The 14460-nt window shown below is 73.2% G+C and carries 11 protein-coding genes and 1 pseudogene; 3 read left to right on the forward strand and 9 right to left on the reverse strand.

What is annotated here, in order from left to right:
- Positions 1-152: 152 nt before the first annotated feature.
- The 7 genes and pseudogenes from ACH4PY_RS17040 to ACH4PY_RS17070 form a co-directional block, all read right to left on the reverse strand.
- Positions 153-1604: a catalase gene (locus ACH4PY_RS17040; protein ID WP_398182425.1), complete on the reverse strand. Its 1452-nt coding sequence runs from the start codon at positions 1602-1604 to the stop codon at positions 153-155.
- Between the two features lie 117 nt (positions 1605-1721).
- Positions 1722-3833 (reverse strand): SpoIIE family protein phosphatase, encoded by a 2112-nt coding sequence (locus ACH4PY_RS17045; protein ID WP_398182428.1) that lies wholly within the window; start codon positions 3831-3833, stop codon positions 1722-1724.
- A gap of 112 nt (positions 3834-3945) precedes the next feature.
- On the reverse strand, positions 3946-4611 hold the full coding sequence (locus tag ACH4PY_RS17050) for a class I SAM-dependent DNA methyltransferase (protein ID WP_398183397.1): 666 nt from the start codon (positions 4609-4611) through the stop codon (positions 3946-3948).
- 558 nt (positions 4612-5169) lie between these two features.
- Positions 5170-5856, reverse strand: a pseudogene (locus ACH4PY_RS17055) (DUF402 domain-containing protein); the annotation flags it as partial.
- A gap of 23 nt (positions 5857-5879) precedes the next feature.
- Positions 5880-7292 carry a class II fumarate hydratase gene (locus ACH4PY_RS17060; protein ID WP_398182431.1) on the reverse strand — a complete coding sequence of 471 codons (1413 nt, stop codon included), beginning with the start codon at positions 7290-7292 and terminating at the stop codon, positions 5880-5882.
- A 150-nt stretch (positions 7293-7442) separates the two neighbouring features.
- Entirely contained in the window at positions 7443-8336 is an 894-nt protein-coding gene (locus ACH4PY_RS17065) for a YhjD/YihY/BrkB family envelope integrity protein (RefSeq protein WP_398182434.1), read from the reverse strand.
- Positions 8337-8475: 139 nt separating this feature from the next.
- Positions 8476-10131, reverse strand: coding sequence for a fumarate hydratase (locus ACH4PY_RS17070; RefSeq protein WP_398182437.1), 1656 nt, complete (start codon positions 10129-10131; stop codon positions 8476-8478).
- A gap of 201 nt (positions 10132-10332) precedes the next feature.
- Between ACH4PY_RS17070 and ACH4PY_RS17075 the strand changes: the two genes are divergently transcribed.
- Complete coding sequence (locus ACH4PY_RS17075; protein ID WP_398182440.1) at positions 10333-11130, forward strand: DUF1707 domain-containing protein; 798 nt, start codon at positions 10333-10335, stop codon at positions 11128-11130.
- 253 nt (positions 11131-11383) lie between these two features.
- The gene (locus ACH4PY_RS17080; protein WP_398182443.1) at positions 11384-11737 is read left to right on the forward strand and encodes a WhiB family transcriptional regulator; all 354 of its coding nucleotides are present in this window, start codon (positions 11384-11386) and stop codon (positions 11735-11737) included.
- Between the two features lie 118 nt (positions 11738-11855).
- Here ACH4PY_RS17080 and glpX read toward each other — a convergent pair whose 3' ends face one another.
- The gene (gene glpX, locus ACH4PY_RS17085) at positions 11856-12896 is read right to left on the reverse strand and encodes a class II fructose-bisphosphatase (RefSeq protein ID WP_398182446.1); all 1041 of its coding nucleotides are present in this window, start codon (positions 12894-12896) and stop codon (positions 11856-11858) included.
- A gap of 196 nt (positions 12897-13092) precedes the next feature.
- Between glpX and ACH4PY_RS17090 the strand changes: the two genes are divergently transcribed.
- Positions 13093-13647 (forward strand): DUF4245 domain-containing protein, encoded by a 555-nt coding sequence (locus ACH4PY_RS17090; RefSeq protein WP_398182449.1) that lies wholly within the window; start codon positions 13093-13095, stop codon positions 13645-13647.
- A 142-nt stretch (positions 13648-13789) separates the two neighbouring features.
- Here the strand turns inward: ACH4PY_RS17090 and ACH4PY_RS17095 are convergent, their stop codons facing one another.
- Complete coding sequence (locus ACH4PY_RS17095; RefSeq protein WP_398182452.1) at positions 13790-14383, reverse strand: malonic semialdehyde reductase; 594 nt, start codon at positions 14381-14383, stop codon at positions 13790-13792.
- Between the last annotated feature and the right edge of the window lie 77 nt (positions 14384-14460).

Raw genomic sequence — 14460 nt, forward strand, 5'->3', positions numbered from 1 at the left:
CCGAGGTGGTGCCCGGTCGCGTCCGCGACCGTTGGTCTAGCAAAGTGATATCACAATAGTCCGGCCGGGCCCAGCCCGGACGCGGTGCAGCCCCGAGGCACGGGGCGTCAGCACGTGTCCTCGGGGCTGCGGTCCCACGGGGGAGAGGGACGTCAGGCGGGCTTGACCGCCGCCGCGATCCGGTCGCCCACCTGCTGGTCGATACTGCGCCAGTACGCGAACGCGCGCTCCAGCACCGGCGCGCTCACCCCGTCGCTCAGGTGCCCGGCGACGTTGCCGACCAGCCGCTCGCGCGCCGCGTCGTCCATGACCTCGCGCACCAGCGTGCCCGGCTGCCCGAAGTCGTCGTCCTCGCGGTGCAGGGTGTACGCCTCGCGCACCATGTCGCCCGCCGCCCGCCAGCCGGCGATGTCGCCGTACGCCTCGGGGGAGGCGGCCGGGCCGCCGTACGAGTTCGGCGCGTACGGGGCGCCCACCCGGTTCGGCTCGAAGCGCATCGGGCCGTCCTTGGCGTAGGAGTGCACCGGCACGTGCGGGCGGTTCGGCGGCAGCTGCGCGTAGTTGGGGCCGATCCGGTAGCGGTGCGTGTCGGGGTACGAGAAGAGCCGCCCCAGCAGCATCTTGTCCGGCGACGGGCCCACCCCCGGCACCATGTTCGACGGCTCGAACGCGGCCTGCTCGATGTGGACGAAGAAATCCTCCGGGTTCTCGTCCAGCGTCATCCGGCCGACCTCGATGAGCGGGTAGTCGCCCTGCGGCCACACCTTCGTCAGGTCGAACGGGTTGAAGCGGTAGTCCGCCGCGTCCTCGAACGGCATGACCTGCACCTTCAGCGTCCACGACGGGTGGTCGCCGCGCGCGATGGCCTCCCACAGGTCCTGCCGGTGCGCGTCCGCGTTCTCCCCGGCGAGCGCGTCGGCGTCTGCCTGCGTGAGGAAGTCGATGCCCTGGTCGGTCTTGAAGTGGTACTTGATCCAGAACTTCTCGCCGCCCGCGTTGATCCACATGTACGTGTGCGAGCCGTAGCCGTTCATGTTGCGGTACGTCTTCGGGATGCCGCGGTCGCCCATCAGCCAGGTGACCTGGTGCGCGGACTCCGGCGACAGCGTCCAGAAGTCCCACTGCATGTCGTTGTCGCGCAGCCCGTTGTCGGGGCGGCGTTTCTGGCTGCGGATGAAGTCCTGGAACTTGATCGTGTCGCGGACGAAGAAGACCGGGGTGTTGTTGCCGACCAGGTCGTAGTTGCCGTGCTCGGTGTAGAACTTCAGCGCGAAGCCGCGCGGGTCGCGCCAGCTGTCCGGGCTGCCCTGCTCACCGGCGACCGTCGAGAACCGCGCGAGCATGCGCGTCTCGCGGCCCGGCTGGAAGAGGTCCGCCTTGGTGTACTGGCTGACGTCGTTGGTCACCCGGAAGCGGCCGTACGCGCCGCTGCCCTTCGCGTGCACGACCCTTTCGGGCACCCGCTCGCGGTTGAACTGCGCCATCTTCTCGATGTTGTAGTGGTCCTGGAGCAGGATCGGCCCGTCGGGCCCGAGCGTGAGGGAGTGCTCGTCGCTCTCGACGGGGATGCCGGCGTTGTTCGTGGTGGGGGGTACGTTCGTCATACTTCCTCGCCGCGGATGAGGGTGGGGTCGCCCCCACCGTCGCACCCTCCCGCCGCCCCGGCACGCCGAGCGCGCCCGTCCGCGCGGCCGTCCGCGCGGCCGTTCGCCGGACATGGCTCAGAGCGGCAGCTCGAACCACACCACCTTGCCCGCGCCCAGGCGGGTCGCGCCCCAGCGCTGGGCCATCCGGTTGACGAGGTAGAGACCGCGGCCGCCCTCCTCCTCCGGGGCGGCGTGCCGCATCCGGGGCAGCAGCGGGGCGTCGTCGCCGACCTCGCAGCGCAGCACGTCGGTGCGCAGCAGCCGCAGCGTGATGGGGCGTTCGGCGTACCGCACCGCGTTGGTGACGATCTCGCTCACGAGCAGCTCGGCCGCCTCCAGCTGGTCCTCCAGGTCCCAGCGGCGCAGCGCCTGGCGGACCAGGCGGCGGGCCCGGCCGGGGGTCTGCGGCTGCGGCTCCAGGAACCAGTAGGCGACGTCGCTCGGCGCGATCCCGTCGAAGCGGGCGGCGAGCAGCGCGATGTCGTCGTCCCGGTCGCCGGGCCCGAGGATCTCCAGCACCTCGTCGCACAGCGGCTCCAGCGGCGGCGGCGAGACGACGGACGCGGCGTCGTGCAGCCGCTCGCGCAGGATCTCGATGCCGCCCCACACGTCGCGGGAGCGCGACTCGACGAGCCCGTCGGTGTAGAGCAGCAGCGTGGCGCCCGCGGGCGCGGGCAGCTCGACGGCCTCGAAGGGCACCCCGCCGACGCCGATGGGCGCGCCCGGCGGCACCCGCAGCACCTCCGCGAGCCCGTCGGCGTGCAGCAGCACCGGCGGCGGGTGGCCCGCGTTGGCGACGACCAGGCGGTGCGCGATCGGGTCGTAGACGGCGTAGACGCAGGTGGCCATGCGGTCCTGGCCGAGCCGCTGGGCCTGCTCGTCGAGGTGGTAGAGCACCTCCTGCGGCGCCAGGTCCAGGCCCGCCAGCGTCTGCACGGTGGTCCGCAGCTGGCCCATGATCGCCGCCGAGGTCATGGAGTGGCCCATGACGTCGCCGACGACGAGCGCGACCCGGCTGCCGGGCAGCGGGATCGCGTCGTACCAGTCGCCGCCGACCCGGGCGGACTCGGCCGCGGGCAGGTAGCGGCTGGCCAGCTGCACCCCGGTGGGCTGCGGCAGCGAGTCGGGCAGCATCTCGCGCTGCAGGGCGTCGGCGATGTACGCCTCGCGCCCGTACAGCACGGCCTTGTCGACGCCGAGCGCGGTGTGCGTGGCGAGCTGCGCGGCCACCAGCAGGTCGTCGGTCTCGAACGGGGTGCGCTCGGCGCGCCGCAGCAGCACCGCCGCGCCGATCACCCGGCGGCGGCCGCGCAGCGGCGCGAGCAGCGCGCGGCGGCCGGTGGGCAGCGCGGACGGGTCGTCCTGGGGGACGCCGAGCAGTTCGGCGAGCGCGTCGGCGGCGCGCAGCGAGTCGGCGAAGACCGGCCGCACCCCGCGCAGCACCTCGGCGAGCGGCCCGTCGAGCAGCACGCCGATGGAGTCCCCGCCGCCGTAGGAGGGCTCCATGGTGGGCACGAGCGACGGCAGCAGCGGCGCGGCGCCGACCGGCTGGTCGTCGTCCGGCTCGGCGGGGCCTTCGAGGCCGCCGTCCGAGCGGCGCAGCCGCAGCCGCAGCGGGCCGGAGGGGCGTTCGTCGCCGACCGGCAGCGGCTCGCGCAGATAGACCAGGATCGCGTCGGCGAAGGCCGGCACCGCCGAGCGGCACAGGCCCAGCAGGATCTCGTCGAGATCGACACCGCGGGCGATCCGCCGGGTGGCTGCGCCGACATAGCGCAGCCGGTCGGCCTCGGGCCCGGTCTGCGCGGGCATCGGGATGCGCATGGCGCCCGACTCCTCGTCCACGGGGTGGCCGGCCGCTTCGACGGGGGTGCCGCGCGGCGGGGTGCTCACGAAGGCGTTCAGCGACTCCTCACCGGCCGACGGTGGGCCGGGCGGCCCGTCGCCCGGGTCGGCCGCCTCCGCGCCCCTGCCGGGCCGTCCGTGGCCGGGGTGCCGCGCGCCGTCCGGCGGCACCGGGCGCGGGCGGCCGGGGGGCTCGTCCGCCGGGCCGCCGCAGGAGCCGGTACGGGGTCCGGTGCGCGGCTCCGGCCCCTCGTCCGCCTGCTTCTCGGGCAGGCTGTAGCCGCCGCGCGGGTCCGGCGCTGGCGCGGCGGGGTGCCGGGGTGGGCGGGGCGGGTCCGTGGTCACGCGAGTCTTTCCATCCGTCTGGGCGCCACGCGAGGGCCGCGGCGGGCTCGGGCCTGATCGGTACTGGCGTTCCTACCTGCGTGTGTGGGACGTCCGGGGCGCGGGCGCGGTTTCACACCCGTCGGCAGCAGAGGTAGATCTGCCGCTCGGGCGGTACGTCCGTGCTGGCCGGCGCGTACGCGTACGCATCCTCCTTGATCACCTCGAAGCCCGCATCCGTGACGATCTCCCGCAGGTCGTCCTGCAGGTAGCCGGACACCCGGATGGTGTGGCCGAGGAACGGGATGGGCACGTCGTCGACGTCCGCCTCGACCATGGACAGCGCCAGCAGGCCGTCCGGCGCGAGCAGTCCGTGGACGGCCCGCAGTGTCTCCGGGATCTCCGAGCGGCGCAGCATCAGCAGCGAGAAGAAGGCGGCGACGCCGTCGAAGCTGCCGGGCTCCAGCGGCGGCCCGTCCGGCAGCTGGGCGATGTCGGCCTGGAGGTACTCGCCCTCCGGCACGTTCTCGCGGGCCAGCGCCAGCATCCCGGCGGACAGGTCCACCCCGGTGACGCGGTGGCCCGCGTCGACGAGCTGGCGCGCGGTGGGCACGCCCGTGCCGCAGCCCAGGTCCAGCACCCGGGAGCCGGGCGGCAGCGCGCCGGCCAGCCAGTCGCCGGCCGTCAGCTGGCTCTGCTTGGTCGGGAAGGCCTCGTCGTAGCGGTCGCCGATCGCGTCGAAGGCCCCGGCCTGCTCGGCGCGGCCCCACGGGCGGTCGTCGGCCGGTACGCCGTCCAGCTCGTCGTCGTCGAAGCCGCTGAGCCCTTCGAGGGCGTCGAGCCCGTCGCTGCCGCTCGGGCCGCCGGTGCCCTGCGGGCCCGCGGAGCCGGAGCCGGAGCCGGTGCCGTCCGGGCCGGCCGGGTCCGCCGGGGTGCTGTGCGTGCCGCGCCCGTGCCCGTTCGGCACGGGGCGCTCCTCGCCGCCGCTTCCCACTGCTCAGGGCCTCCCTGACTGCTCTTCCGATGGTGCCGGGCCGCCCGGGGAGGGGGCCCCGGAAGGTATACGGAGCCCGGCGTCCACCGGGCGTACTGGTGACGCGGCGTCAAACTCTAGGCTGAGATCGGCGTTTCTGCGATGCTCCGGAGAACGATCCTACGGTTGCCGCTCGGGGGCGCAACAAGGGGTTCACGCCGATCGTCTCGCCCGCCGGACGGGAAGTCCCCGACCGGCGGGAACGCCGGGCCCACCGGTCCCGTCCGCCGTGCCGGAGCCCCCGGGCGCGTCCGGCGTACCGGGCGCGGCGGGCGTACCGGACACCGCCCCGCCGTCCGTCCCGGCCTCCGCGGCGGCGGGCCCGGACGGCTCGCGGGCCCAGTCGGCGGGCAGCGCCGGGACGGGCCAGGATGGGTCGGGTCGCCAGTCGGGCCAGGGGTCGCGGAAGGGCGGGCCCCACGCCCGGATCGCCTCGACCGCGCGCCGCCCGTCCTGCCGGACCTGGGCGGCGAGCGCGGGCGGCATCAGCCCGTCGGTCTGTGCCTGCGCGAACTCGTCCTCGTCCAGCCAGCGCCAGCCGCGGTCCTGGCGCACCGCGATGTCCAGGAAGTGGTCGACCGAATCCACCCCGCCGGGCCAGCGGTGCAGCGGCCGTTCGAGGTTCACGTACCAGTTGCGGAAGCGCCAGTTCTCGTCCCAGAACAGCCACACCGACCACGGCTCACCCGGACGGGCGAGTTTCAGCACACCGCTGCCCCACCACTTCTCCACCCGGGTGGTGCGCGGCTTGACGTAGCGGGTCGCGAGCGGCTCGCGGTGCACGGGAGTGCCGTCGGCGAGCACCGGGCGCACCACCGGGGTGCCGGGCGCCATCCACACCGCGAGCAGCTCCGGGTCGTCGCGCACCACCGTGACCGGGCGCGCGATGTGGAAGCCGTCGTCCGTGCCGTTGCCCCGGTAGCGCCACAGCACCTGGTCGCCGGGCGCCCAGCGGCCGCCGTTCGGGTCTCCTGGCGGGGACGTCGCCCCGCTCTCGGTTCGGGCTGTCATGAACAGATCTTACGAATCACGCGTTACGGGCGTGTCATACGCAACACGTCCAGCGCGGTGTCGAGCTGCTCCTCCGTCAGCAGCCCGCGCTCGACGTAGCCGCCGTCCAGGACCGCCTGGCGGATCGTGATGCGCTCGGCGAGCGCGCGCTTGGCCACCTTCGCCGCCTCCTCGTAGCCGATGTACCTGTTCAGCGGGGTGACGACGGAGGGCGAGGACTCGGCGTACTCACGGGCCCGCTCGGCGTCCGCCGTGATGCCGTCGATCGTCCGGTCGGCCAGCAGCCGGCTGACGTTCGCCAGCAGCCGCACCGACTCCAGCACGTTGCGGGCGATGACCGGCAGCATCACGTTCAGCTCGAAGTTGCCCGCCGCGCCCGCGACCGTGACCGTCGTGTCGTTGCCGATCACCTGCGCGGCCACCATCAGCACCGCCTCCGGCACCACCGGGTTGACCTTGCCCGGCATGATCGACGAGCCCGGCTGGAGGTCGGGCAGCGCGATCTCGGCCAGGCCCGTCCGCGGCCCCGAGGCCATCCAGCGCAGGTCGTTCGCGATCTTCGTCAGGCCCACCGCGATCGTCCGCAGCTGGCCCGAGGTCTCCACGACGCCGTCCCGGGCTCCTTGCGCCTCGAAGTGGTCGCGGGCCTCGGTCAGCGGCAGCCCGGTGGCCCGCGCGACCTCGGCGATGACCGCGGCCGCGAAGCCGGGCGGGGTGTTGATGCCGGTACCGACCGCGGTGCCGCCGAGCGGCAGCTCCGCGAGCCGCGGCAGCGACGCCTCCAGCCGCTCGATCCCGTACCGCACCTGGGCGGCGTATCCGCCGAACTCCTGGCCCAGCGTCACGGGCGTGGCGTCCATCAGATGGGTGCGGCCGGACTTCACCACGTCCGCGAACTGCGCGGCCTTGCGCTCCAGCGACTCGGCCAGACGGGTGAGCGCGGGGATCAGGTCGCCGGTCACGGCGGCGGTCGCGGCGATGTGCAGCGAGGACGGGAAGACGTCGTTGGACGACTGGCTGGCGTTGACGTGGTCGTTGGGGTGCACCGGGCGGCCCAGCCGCTCGGTCGCCAGCGTCGCGATCACCTCGTTGGCGTTCATGTTCGACGAGGTGCCCGAGCCGGTCTGGAAGACGTCCACCGGGAAGTGCGCGTCCCAGCGGCCCTCGGCGACCTCCTCGGCCGCCGCGCTGATCGCCTCGGCCATGTCCTCGTCCAGCACCCCGAGCGCCGCGTTGGCCTGCGCGGCCGCCGCCTTGATCCGGGCCAGCGCCGCGATGTGCGCACGCTCCAGGGGGCGGCCGGAGACGGGGAAGTTCTCCACCGCCCGCTGCGTCTGGGCCCGCCACTTCGCGGCCGCGGGCACCCGCACCTCGCCCATCGAGTCGTGCTCGACCCGGTAGTCCTCCGAGCCGTCGTCCGTCCCGTGTACGTCCATGCCTACTACAGTGCCCCGCCCGGGGCCTTTGTTCCCGCCGGGCCCGCCGCCGCGGGCGGGCGGCCGATGCGTACCGCGCGCGGCGCGCCGGGGACGTACGCCCGGGGGCGCGGGCCCGGCCGGGCGCGCCGCCGGACGCCCGGGGGCGGGTCAGTCGATCGCGCCGCCCGCGCCGTCCGAGCGCCAGCGCATACCGGGGGCGGCCTCCTCGGGCTCCTCCAGCCAGCCCTCCTGCCGCGGGCGGGGGATCTCGGCGCCGCGCCGCAGGATCCGCACGTCCCGCAGATGGCGGCCCAGCAGGGCGCCGCCGAAGACCACGAAGCCGACTCCGACGAGCCAGGTCACGACCGTCAGCACGGTGCCGACCGGGCCGTACGCGTCACCGTTGCTGACCATCAGCTGCGCGAAGAACAGGTGCGAGAAGATCCGCAGGCCCGCCAGCCCCAGCATGGTGAAGACCGCCCCGGGCAGCGCGGTGCGCACCCGCACCGACCCGTAGAGCAGGAAGCTCTGGCCCCAGGCGAAGAAGAGGACCCCGAGCAGGAAGGTCGCGGCGATCCGGGCGCCGCGCTCGGCGAGGCTGCTGCCCATCGCCGCGGCGCTCTGCGACTCGCCGAAGAGGTAGGCGGTCAGCACCACGAGCCACACCGTGCGCCGGTAGTCGCGGTGCCAGGGCCCGGACGGCTGGTCCCAGATCTTGCGGTAGCCGGTCTCCACGCTCGCCACGAAGGACAGCCCGAAGTACGCGAGCGAGGCCAGGCTCCACGCGCTCGTCGCGCTCAGCACCGTGTTCGGCGCGGCGAAGAGGGTGCGCAGCCGGTGCGAACCGTCGGGGGTGAGCCCCATGCCGTCCACGACCCACTGCGCGAAACCCGGGCGGTTCTCCCACGGCGTCGCGGCGGCGACCACCACCAGCAGCGGCATGAGCGTCACGAAGCCCAGTGCGGCGAAAGCCATCGAACGGTGCATCAGCTCGATGTGCATCGCCTGCTTCGTCAGCCGCCCGGCCGCGGACCGCCTCCACGCGTTCATCACACCGGCCATGGCACGTCATCCTCCCAGCATCCTGAGCTGTGGATACCGGCCCGCCTCCCCCGAACGCAACTCGGCCGTCACCGCTACCCCTTACGCCCCGTTTCGGGGGGCGCGCCGGGCACCGGTGACGGCCGAACGGCAGCCGGGCTCACGCCCCCTGACGTACCGGAATGCTGGTGAAGGTCGGCGCGGGCGCCGGGTCGGTGAAGAAGTCGTTGCCCTTGTCGTCGACGACGACGAAGGCGGGGAAGTCCTCGACCTCGATCTTCCACACCGCTTCCATGCCCAGCTCGGCGTATTCGAGGACGTCGACCTTCTTGATGCAGTCCTGCGCGAGGCGCGCCGCGGGGCCGCCGATCGAGCCGAGGTAGAAGCCGCCGTGCGCGGCGCACGCGTCGGTGACCTGCTGGGAGCGGTTGCCCTTGGCCAGCATCACGAAGGAGCCGCCCGCCGCCTGGAACTGCTGCACGTAGGCGTCCATGCGGCCGGCCGTGGTCGGGCCGAAGGAGCCGGAGGCGTAGCCCTCGGGGGTCTTGGCGGGACCGGCGTAGTAGACGGCGTGGTCGCGCAGGTACTGCGGCATCTCCTCGCCCGCGTCGAGCCGCTCCTTGATCTTGGCGTGCGCGATGTCGCGCGCGACGACGAGCGGGCCGGACAGCGACAGCCGGGTCTTGACCGGGTACTTGGTCAGCTCCGCGCGGATCTCGTCCATCGGCCGGTTGAGGTCGATGCGGACGACGTCCTCGTCGAGGTGCTCGTCGGTGGTCTCCGGCAGGAAGCGCGCAGGGTCGGTCTCCAGCTGCTCCAGGAAGACGCCCTCGGCGGTGATCTTGGCGAGCGCCTGCCGGTCGGCCGAGCAGGACACCGCGATCGCGACCGGGCAGGACGCGCCGTGCCGCGGCAGCCGCACCACACGCACGTCGTGGCAGAAGTACTTGCCGCCGAACTGCGCCCCGATGCCGATCTTCTGCGTCAGCTCGAAGACCTTCTGCTCCAGCTCCTTGTCGCGGAAGCCGTGCCCGGCCGGCGAGCCCTCGGCGGGCAGCTCGTCCAGGTAGTGCGCGGAGGCGTACTTGGCGGTCTTGAGCGCGAACTCCGCGCTGGTGCCGCCCACCACGATCGCCAGGTGGTACGGCGGGCAGGCCGCGGTGCCCAGCGAGCGGATCTTCTGCTCCAGGAAGCGCATCATCGACGCCTCGTTGAGGACGGCCTTGGTCTCCTGGTAGAGGAACGACTTGTTGGCGCTGCCGCCGCCCTTGGCCATGAAGAGGAACTTGTACGCACCGCCGTCGGTCGCGTACAGCTCGACCTGGGCGGGGAGGTTGGAGCCGGTGTTCTTCTCCTCCCACATCGTCAGCGGCGCCATCTGCGAGTAGCGCAGGTTGAGCTTGGTGTAGGCGTCGTAGATGCCGCGCGAGAGGGCCTCCTCGTCGCCGCCCTCGGTGAGCACGTTCTGGCCGCGCTTGCCCATGACGATCGCGGTGCCGGTGTCCTGGCACATCGGGAGCACGCCGGCCGCCGCGATGTTGGCGTTCTTGAGGAGGTCGAGCGCCACGAAGCGGTCGTTGGGGCTGGCGTCGGGGTCGTCGAGGATGCGGCGCAGCTGGGCGAGGTGGGTGGGGCGCAGGTAGTGCGAGATGTCGTGCATCGCCTCGGCCGCGAGCCGGCGCAGCGCCTCGGGCTCGACCTGGAGGAAGGTGCGCCCGCCCGCCTCGACGGTGCTCACGCCCTCGCTGGTGATGAGGCGGTAAGGAGTGGTGTCCTCGCCGAGAGGGAGCAGATCCGTGTATTCGAAGTCGGGCATATCGGGCATTCCTCACTCGGCTGCGTCGTCGCTGAAGCGCTTCCAGCATACGAGCGTCCCCGCGGCCCTCCGGCTGTGAGGTCCGGCTCACCCCGAGAGCCGAAGGGCCTTGCGGGGCCCGACCCCTAGGGGTCGGATGGGGGGCGGCTCCGGCTGTTCCCGGGGTGGTCGCGATCTATCGCGTCCTTGTACCGTGGACGCGTGGACGAATCGCAGCTCCAGAAGCCCGGACAGCAGCCGGCGGACGCCGCCGAGACCGCCGTGGCCCCGGCCGCCGCAGCACCCGCCGCGCCCGCGCCCGCGCCCGCGGCCCCTGCCGCTCCGGCTCCGGCCGCCCCCGCTCCCGCCGCCCCCGCCCCGGTCGCGACCGCGGCCCCCGGCGCCGGCGGCCTGCGGGCGTCCGACGCCGACCGGGACCGTGTCGCCGACATCCTGCGCGAGGCGCTCGCCGAGGGCCGGCTCGACTCGTCCGAGCACTCCGAGCGGCTGGACCACGTCTACGCCGCCAAGACCATGGGCGAACTGGAGCCGCTCGTCGCCGACCTGCCCGCGGGCGCCGCGTCCCACCCCGCCGCGGCCCCGGCGGCCGCCCCGCGCGGCTACGCCGACGGCGGCGGCGAGAACCCCAACCTGGTCGGCATCCTCGGCGGCGCCGAGCGCAAGGGCCGCTGGCGCGTCGGCAGCAAGATCACCGCGGTCGCCATCCTCGGCGGTGTCGAGATCGACCTGTCCGAGGCGACGTTCACCTCGCCCGAACTCGTCATCCACTGCACCGCCGTGATGGGCGGCGTCACCATCAAGCTGCCGGAGAACGTGACGCTGCGCGGCGGCGGCGTGATCGGCATCATGGGCGGCTCCGACATCAAGGCGTACGAGTCCCCCGATCCCGGCGCGCCCGTCGTGCGGGTGGACGGGGTGGCCTTCTGGGGCGGCGTCGAGGCGAAGGCCAAGCGCGGCAAGAAGGTCAAGGACTGGACGAAGAAGCAGCTCGCCGACTGACGCCCGCCGAATCGCCCGGACAGCGCGGGCGGTTGGTGCGTAAGTACGCCAGCGGTGCTGCGTGTTCACGCCAACTCCAGGTCAGCGTGGGTGTCGTGGCCTGCGCACGGGCGAACACGGTGCGCATGAAGTTGCGTACAGCGGGTAGGGGAACGGGACACGCAGCCGCGCTGCCGCTGTCGTACGCCGCGCACGGGGAGCAGTCGGCGGGCGGCAGGCGTGGCACACCACGAGCCGTCGTCAGGAGTATCCCGTGCTTCAACCGATCGAGCCCGTCACGGAACCGACCACTCCACCAGGTCACCCGCGTGACCTTGGCGGGCCCTGGCACTCCGACGCGGCCTGCCGCAGCGACGAGGCCGGCCTGTTCTTCGCGCCCTCCAAGGAGCCGACCGCCGCCCGGCTGGCCAGGGAAGAGGCCGCGAAACGGGTCTGCGCCCGCTGCCCGGTCATGCTGGAGTGCCGCGAGCACGCCCTCGTCCAGCCCGAGCCGTACGGGGTGTGGGGCGGCATGACCGCGGCCGAGCGCCGGGTCGTCCTCGCCCGCAGACGCCGCCGCGAGGTCGAACTCCAGCGCCCGGCACCGCAGATAGCCGTGGCGGGCTGAACGCCGCGGCGCACGTCCTGCCCGGACGGCCGCGGGGCCGAAGCGACCGGGTCCGGGCAGGAGGTGCGTGCGGCGGGCGTACGGCGCACGGACGCGCACGCGGGCCTGCGGGACGGGCTCAGCGCGCCCGGTCGAAGTCGATCGTGCTGTACGCGCGCAGCTTGGACAGCTGGTGCACGGAGTCGATCTGCCGGATCGTGCCGGACTTCGACCGCATCACCAGCGAGGACGTCGTCGCCGTCTCGCGCCGGTAGCGGACCCCGTTCAGCAGCTCGCCGTCCGTCACGCCGGTCGCCACGAAGAAGACGTTCTCGCCGCTCACCAGGTCCGTCGTCGTGAGCACCCGGTCCAGGTCGTGTCCGGCGTCCAGCGCCCGGCGCCGCTCCGCGTCGTCCTTGGGCCACAGCCTTCCCTGGATCGTGCCGCCCAGACACTTCACGGCGCAGGCCGCGATGATGCCCTCGGGGGTGCCGCCGATGCCCAGCAGTATGTCGACGCCGGTCCCTTCCCGGACGGCCATGATCGCGCCCGCCACGTCGCCGTCGGCGATGAACTTGATGCGGGCGCCGGTCTCGCGGATCTCCTTGACCAGGTCGTCGTGCCGCGGCCGGTCCAGCACCACCACCGTGACGTTCTCCACCGCGCTGCCCTTGGCCTTCGCCACCCGGCGGATGTTCACCGACGGCGGCGCGGTGATGTCGACGAACTCCGCCGCCTCCGGTCCGACGACCAGCTTGTCCATGTAGAAGACCGCCGACGGGTCGAACATGGTGCCGCGGTCGGCCACCGCGAGCACCGCCACCGCGTTCGGCATGCCCTTGGCCGTCAGCGTCGTGCCGTCGACCGGGTCCACGGCGACGTCGCACTCCGCGCCGGTGCCGTCACCGACCCGCTCGCCGTTGTAGAGCATCGGCGCCTCGTCCTTCTCGCCTTCGCCGATCACCACCACGCCGTTCATCGACACGGTGTGCACCAGGGTCCGCATGGCTCTGACGGCCGCGCCGTCCGCGCCGTTCTTGTCGCCGCGCCCGACCCACCGCCCGGCGGCCATCGCGGCGGCCTCGGTGACCCGGACGAGCTCCAGGGCCAGGTTGCGGTCGGGTGCCTCGGGTGCCACTTCCAAGGCGGGGGGCAGATTCTGTCCGTTGTGCTCGGTCATCGCAGCGCACCTTCCTGTACGAGGACGGCCGGTAGTTGAGGGTGCCGCCAACCTACCTGCTGCCCGCGAATCTGAGCAGGGCACCCGTCACATGAGCGGGTACGTGCCGTGGCCGTCCGGACGCCCTGCGCGCAGTGTGCGCCGCGCGGCCCACCCGGCGGTCCGGACGCGCCGGGGCATGGGGGACGATAGGGGCGTGGCAGCAGACAAGCGTGGCAACAAGACGGTGAAGGACCTCCTCCTGTCCCTGGCGGTCCTCGCCGTCGTCGTCGCCGTGATCTACCTCTTCATCCCGCACGACTCCAAGGCGTCGCCGGCCAAGTCGCTCAAGGTCGACTACACCGCCTCGCTGGAGCAGGCCCGGCGCTGGGCCCCCTACCCGGTGGCGGCCCCGGAGGGCCTCGGCAAGGAGTGGACGCCCACCGCGGACACCTTCGACGCCACCGACCCGCACAAGGTGACCTGGCACCTCGGGTTCGTCAGCACCGACAAGGAGTACGTCGGCGTCGACCAGAGCAACGCCGCGCCCGCCGCCTTCGTCGCCGAGGTCACGCTCGACGGCAAGCGGCAGGGCAGCGGCACCGTCAGCGCCGGCGGCGTGCAGTGGGAGCAGTGGAAGAGCAAGCGCTACACCGCGCTGGTGCACCAGGAGCAGGGCCACACCACGGTCGTGCTCGGCACCGGCTCGCTGTCCCAGATCACGTCGGTGGCCGCCCTCGTCAAGGAGAGCGGCGGCGCGCAGGCGCAGTAGGCACCGGGAACGACGAAGCGCCGCCCGCGCGGGGGAACGCGGGCGGCGCTTCGGTGCGGGGCCCCGTACGGATACGGGGCCCCGCGGCACGTGGGACGGCGCGGTGCGTCGGACGGTGCCGTCCGCCAGACGGTGCGGTACGTCAGACGGTCGTGACGACCTGGTCGTACTCCAGGCGCGGGTTGCGCGGGAACCAGGCGTCCTCGCCCGGCTTGCCGATGTTGACCACGGCCAGCACCGTGTGCTCGCCGTCGGCGAAGAACTCCTTGTTGATGCCCTCGGCGTCGAAGCCGGTCATCGGGCCGGCCGCCAGGCCCGCCGCACGCACGCCGATGATGAAGTAGCCCACCTGGAGCGACGCGTTCAGCGCGGCGGAGGCCTCGCGCACCGGGCGCTCGCTGAAGAAGACGTCCTTGGCCTGCGGGAAGTGCGGCAGGACGGTCGGCAGCTCCTCGTGGAACTCGTTGTCCGCGGCCAGGATCGCCACCAGCGGGGCGGTGGAGGTCTTCGGCTGGTTGCCCTCGGACATGTGGCTCACCAGGCGCGCGCGGGCCTCGGTGGAGCGGACCAGGACGACACGCAGCGGCTGCTGGTTGAAGGCCGTCGGGGCGTACTTGACCAGGTCGTAGATGGCCTGGACCTGCTCGTCGGTCACCGGTTCGTCGGTGAAGGTGTTGGCGGTGCGGGCCTCACGGAAGAGCAGGTCCTGGGCGGCGGAGTCGAGTGCGAGCGTCATGGTTTACCTCTTGGGGGGAGAGTCGTTCTGAGCAGTCGGTACGCGGTGTCCCTGGGCGGGACACCGGATCCAACATG

This window comes from Streptomyces sp. NPDC021224 (assembly GCF_044332905.1).
In the GTDB taxonomy this organism is placed as follows: Bacteria; Actinomycetota; Actinomycetes; order Streptomycetales; family Streptomycetaceae; genus Actinacidiphila.

Bases quoted from the DNA above. Each gene is read 5' to 3' on its own strand.
- ACH4PY_RS17040 (WP_398182425.1), bottom strand. From the start codon at position 1,604: ATGACGAACGTACCCCCCACCACGAACAACGCCGGCATCCCCGTCGAG.
- ACH4PY_RS17060 (WP_398182431.1), bottom strand. From the start codon at position 7,292: ATGGACGTACACGGGACGGACGACGGCTCGGAGGACTACCGGGTCGAG.
- ACH4PY_RS17065 (WP_398182434.1), bottom strand. From the start codon at position 8,336: ATGGCCGGTGTGATGAACGCGTGGAGGCGGTCCGCGGCCGGGCGGCTG.
- ACH4PY_RS17070 (WP_398182437.1), bottom strand. From the start codon at position 10,131: ATGCCCGACTTCGAATACACGGATCTGCTCCCTCTCGGCGAGGACACC.
- glpX (WP_398182446.1), bottom strand. From the start codon at position 12,896: ATGACCGAGCACAACGGACAGAATCTGCCCCCCGCCTTGGAAGTGGCA.
- ACH4PY_RS17095 (WP_398182452.1), bottom strand. From the start codon at position 14,383: ATGACGCTCGCACTCGACTCCGCCGCCCAGGACCTGCTCTTCCGTGAG.